General features: G+C 58.6%; 1 protein-coding gene and 2 pseudogenes. 2 read left to right on the forward strand and 1 reads right to left on the reverse strand.

What is annotated here, in order from left to right; translation table 11 throughout:
* Positions 1 to 114: 114 nt before the first annotated feature.
* A pseudogene (locus tag ACP7DD_RS26295) lies at positions 115 to 312 on the reverse strand (DUF4158 domain-containing protein); the annotation flags it as partial.
* 180 nt (positions 313 to 492) lie between these two features.
* On the opposite strand from ACP7DD_RS26295, the pseudogene ACP7DD_RS26300 reads away from it, so the two are divergent.
* Together ACP7DD_RS26300 and ACP7DD_RS26305 are read left to right on the forward strand one after the other, a co-directional pair.
* Positions 493 to 837: pseudogene (locus ACP7DD_RS26300) on the forward strand (DUF2946 domain-containing protein).
* Positions 838 to 1,196: 359 nt separating this feature from the next.
* On the forward strand, positions 1,197 to 3,305 hold the full coding sequence (locus tag ACP7DD_RS26305; protein ID WP_426178321.1) for a TonB-dependent receptor: 2,109 nt from the start codon (positions 1,197 to 1,199) through the stop codon (positions 3,303 to 3,305).
* The last annotated feature ends 486 nt before the right edge of the window (positions 3,306 to 3,791 follow it).

The raw sequence follows: 3,791 nt of genomic DNA on the forward strand, positions 1-3,791 counted from the left end.
ATGTCCCGTTCAATTGGGTAGGGGCGACATCGCCCGCGACATTCCGATTACAGCCAAACAAGTCCAGTGTCGGCAACCCGGAGGCCGCTGTGGCAGTTTGTGAAACATTCAGGCTAGGAACGTGCCCAAGTAGCGCACCGTTCCGAGTTGGACGGCAAAGCCCAGCCTATTGTGCGCACCGCGCTTCTTTGCGATCAACGCATGGTCGGCGTCGTCCAGGTGAAAATACCGGGCGAGGTCGTGGGGCGACGGCGGGCCGGCGTAGCGGCCGTAGTTTTCGCGCTGGTTGTTCGAGAGAAAGCTGACTGGCATGAGTTCTCCTGCTGAGCTTGGACCGGCCATTATGACTTCAATAACAGCCTCATGACCAAAGCGCTGAGCCGAAACTCGATCAAGGCCGAGAAATCGAGGCGAAATCCGGGCAGCCGCAAGTAGCCTTGGTTCTCTCAACTTACGGAATGCCGTTGCCGCTGATATAATTTCGGTATGGGAATGAAAAGAATCACGCGCCGCTTCGCCGCTTGGATCGCATGTTTTGCGATGCTGTTCGCCGCGCTTGCGCCGTCGGTTTCCCATGCCTTATCGGTGTCTCGGGGTGAAACCTGGTCTGAGATTTGCAGCGTTGGCGGGACCAAGTTCGTCAAGGTAAGCGTTGACCAAGGCGGAATTGCCGATCCGGCCACGTAGGATTCAATTCACCTCGAACATTGTTCGTTCTGTGCCACGCACGCCGGGTCGTTTGCCTTGCCGCCCAATGCAGGCTTCATCCTCCCGTTGATCGAGACGCAAGACACTCATCCCTTCCTTTTCTTTCAGGCGCCGCCCGCATCCGTCTGATCCCGTCGCCGTTGGCTTGACCTGAAGCGCACTGCCCGGCGACGGGATCAGCCTTGCTCTTTCAAGACCGACGTCGCCCATCTTGTTCCTGCAGTCCCCAATTGGCATGTTGTGGACGGCCCGACAGTTGCCCGCTCAGCGGGCCGTCCAACTCTTTGGTCGTTCCCCCGCAGCCACAAACGGGCGTTCGGGCAGGCACGCGCGCGCTTTTTCATCTCGCTCGCCCAGGCTGCCGGTCGGCGCAAGAGCATCGGTCCATTTCCCGTAGTTGATCCACATCATTGAATCATGCATGGTTGGTGCACGACAATTGATTAAGAACTAACAAACAACAACATTCGATGTCCTCAAAGGTAATTATGAAACGTTCCCGCATCTCCCTCGCTATCCTCCTGGCATTTGGTAGTTCAGCCCCCGTGCTCGCCGAGCACAATACGCCCGCGGCCCCGATTCCTGCCGTCGTCATTTCCGCGAAATTGCTCGAGAGCTACCCCTACCGCATGGAAGCGAGCAGCGACAGCGCGGGCCTGCTGTCGTCGACGCCCGGATTTGCCGTCGCCGCAAGCGGCGGCGTGTCGGGACTGCCGATGGTCAACGGCCTCGGCGATGACCGGCTCAAGATTCGTATCGGCGCGATGGAAGTAACCTCCGCCTGCGCCAACCACATGAACCCGCCGATGTCGTACATTGACCCGAAGCAAGTTCAGTCGATCGAACTGACCGCAGGGATCACACCGGTCAGCAATGGCGGCGACAACATCGGCGGCACCATCAATATATCGACGGCGGCCCCGATTTTTGCCAAACCGGGCACCGGTTTGCGCACCGATGGCAGCGTTTCGCTTACCACCCGCAGCGTCAACCACACGGTATCGTTGGGCGCAAGTGGAGCGGTCGCAAGCGAGAATTTCAGCGTTTCCTTCGATGCGGCAAAGGCGAAAGCGGACAGCTACCGTGATGGCAACGGCAAGACTGTGTTGGCCAGCATGTACAGCAGCACCAACTTCGGCGCCACGCTGGGGTACCGCTTGAAAGAGCATCGTGTGACGCTGCGCGCCGGGACCCAGCGGATTCCCTACCAGGCCTTTCCGAATCAGTACATGGACATGACCGATAACTCGGCCGAACATGCAACACTGACCTACGTAGGCCAGCTCGGTTGGGGCGAGCTCGACCTGTCGGCGTACTGGCAGCGAACCGGCCACGAGATGGGATTCTTCACGCCGCAGCGCAAAGGCACGATGCCGATGATTACCGAAGGCGAGAACGTTGGCTACACGGCGCGTGCCACCATTGCGCTGGACGACGACGCTCTGGTGCGATTCGGGCACGAATACCATGGTTTCGAGCTGCAGGATTATTGGCCTGCGGTTGCTGGCTCGATGATGATGGGGCCACAAACCTACGTCAATATCAAGGACGGCCACCGCACCAGGCTGGCGTTCTACGGCGAGATCGTCAACCATCATGGCGCCCAATGGATTACCCAGCTGGGCGCGCGCTCAGAGCGCGTGCGTTCCGATGCGGGACCGGTGCAGGCATATTCGACCGGAATGATGAATGCCGCCGATGCGGCGGCGGCCACCGCTTTCAACGCGCGCGCACGGCAGAAAAGCGATTCGAACCTCGATCTGACTGCAACCGCTCGCTATCAGCCCAACGCCAGCTTCGACGCTGAATTTGGATTCGGACGCAAGACCCGTTCGCCCAACTTGTACGAACGCTTCGCGTGGGGCCGCGGTGTAATGGCGATGACGATGACGAACTGGTTTGGCGATGGCAATGGGTATGTTGGCAACGTGGAATTGAAGCCGGAAATTGCGGACAGTCTCAGTGCCACCTTCCACTGGCACGGCATCGAGCGCGACAGCTGGTTCGTCAAGATCGCTCCTTACTACAACCGCGTGCATGACTACATCGACGTTGACGTGTTGGGCAGCTTCAACCCTTACATGGCAATGAAAGCCAAGGGCGCGCTGCTGCAATTCGCCAACCACGATGCGCGTTTGTACGGCGCCAACCTGTCGTGGAAAGCGCCGCTTGCCAAACGGACGGCGGTGGGCGATCTGAACTTTATCGGCAACATCTCGCTTACCCTTGGCAAGCGCGCCGACGGTGGATACCTTTACCGGATGATGCCGCCCAATATGACGCTCGCCATCGAACAGCGCAGCGCGCAATGGAACAGTCAGGTGGAGCTCAAAGTCGTGGCGCGCAAGGATCGGGTCGATACGCAGCGGCTTGAGCCCGTGACCGCAGGCTATGCACTGCTGAACGCACGCGCCGCATATCAGGTGAAGAATGGTCTGTTGTTCACTGCCGGGGTCAGCAACCTGCTCGACAGGCAGTACAGCGATCCGCTTGGCGGCGTCTACCTGAGCGGTCTCGCAGCGAACAGAGCCGGCACGCTAGAGACCTTGCCCGCGCCAGGACGTTCGCTCGACGTTGGCGTTTCATTTCGCTTCTAACTTGGGCGACATGGGTAAAGGAGTCGACAAGCGGAGTCAGGGCTGGCGCCCCTGACTGAGCGACGCATTTTGTCAAGAAAGTCGATGACGGGCGCATCTAAACACGGATAGTTAAGGTGCGACGAGTGAATGATGTGGGTATCCCGAGGCTCACGGCCAAGCAGGCCAGTCGCGCTTCCGTGCAAGCAGACGGCGAAGAGAGGCGCCCTAGCAGCCTGTCGGACTATGGGTACAAAAGAAACTTTATTGGCGGTCTGCTCAAAATTTAGGCTAAATTTCCGCGTTTAAAGGCCTCGAATGGTGTCAAGAGTCCATATTTTTTTGTTTGAGGCGTGCAATCGCGATTTCGTTTCCTAAGTCCGACAGTCTGCTAGCCTGAATGTTTCACAAACTGCCACAGCGGCCTCCGGGTTGCCGACACTGGACTTGTTTGGCTGTAATCGGAATGTCGCGGGCGATGTCGCCCCTACCCAATTGAACGGGACA

Origin of the sequence: Massilia sp. TWR1-2-2, assembly GCF_049897565.1 — a bacterium.
In the GTDB taxonomy this organism is placed as follows: domain Bacteria; phylum Pseudomonadota; class Gammaproteobacteria; order Burkholderiales; family Burkholderiaceae_D; genus JAFCUW01.